We start from the raw sequence: 957 nt of genomic DNA, 5'->3' as shown, positions 1-957 counted from the left end.
ACCGTTACATGCCAGTTAAAAAAAGTTAGTGCATATATGAAACCGACTGATAAACAGATAGTAGAAATTGCCGACAATTTAGATTCAGGGATGAGATGTTTTTATAATCTCAAATCTGGAGAGATTAAAACAATTCTAAATTTTGACAGCTGGATTGGTGCAGACAAAGAACCTTGGGAGGAAGAATTAAACGAGATTGATGAGAATTGGGGTGACTATTTTGAGTTCGATCGTTTTGACTCACACGATTCTTTTAAAATTATGTCAGACTTTGCTGAGAGTATCGATGATTTAAAATTTAAAGACCGACTTATTAATGCATTAAACAGACCAAAACCTTTTCAAAACTTTAAGAGGCAAATTGACAACTCCGGAGTATTTAGACAACGATGGTTTGATTTTAAAAAATTGCGTTATATTAAATTCGTTAAAGAGCAAATTGATTTAAACGACAAGGATTTTAATGAATAATGTTGATTTAGAGAAAGAAGTAAAAAGACTGGTACATTTAAACCGATACGAAAAAGGAATTGTATGTGCCGTTGACATTTTAAAACAACTTAATTATCTGTCAAATAAAGATTATGATAATTGGAGATTTGGTCGAGTAGAGTATTTGGAGAAAGGTTGCAATACGAATCTGAGTAAACTGACTTTAATAAATAAATTGATAAAAAAATATTCAACGGAGTTAGGACTAAAAAGCTCGTGGACTAGATATAATCAATACGGTAAAGGAGTAAAACGCAGACTTAGATTTAGTAAATCAGGGACTCCAACAATTGAAGACAGATATGCAACACATTATATTGACACGGACAGGATAATAGAATTAAAAGAAATAAAAACCGGCATGTAACAAAGTACATATTGCAGGGCGGGGTTCGGTGGTACGCCAACTGCGGATTCTCGCATCGCAGTTCCGTGTCCTTCGGACAGGAACGCTCTCCGAAATCC

At 34.3% G+C, this 957-nt stretch carries 2 protein-coding genes; both read left to right on the top strand.

Annotated features, from left to right (window positions below; all coding sequences use genetic code 11):
- Positions 1–471 (top strand): UPF0158 family protein (locus tag K5G00_RS29470; RefSeq protein WP_238770226.1); only part of this gene is annotated, 471 nt, incomplete at its 5' end.
- Positions 464–859: a hypothetical protein gene (locus tag K5G00_RS29465; RefSeq protein ID WP_238770224.1), complete on the top strand. Its 396-nt coding sequence runs from the start codon at positions 464–466 to the stop codon at positions 857–859. The genes K5G00_RS29470 and K5G00_RS29465, both read left to right, overlap by 8 nt.
- Positions 860–957: the final 98 nt, after the last annotated feature.

Origin of the sequence: Maribellus maritimus (genome assembly GCF_022267315.1) — a bacterium.
Classification (GTDB): Bacteria; Bacteroidota; Bacteroidia; order Bacteroidales; family Prolixibacteraceae; genus Draconibacterium; species Draconibacterium maritimum.
This window is presented reverse-complemented; position numbering and strand designations above follow the sequence as displayed.

Bases quoted from the DNA above. Each gene is read 5' to 3' on its own strand.
- K5G00_RS29465 (WP_238770224.1), top strand. From the start codon at position 464: ATGAATAATGTTGATTTAGAGAAAGAAGTAAAAAGACTGGTACATTTA.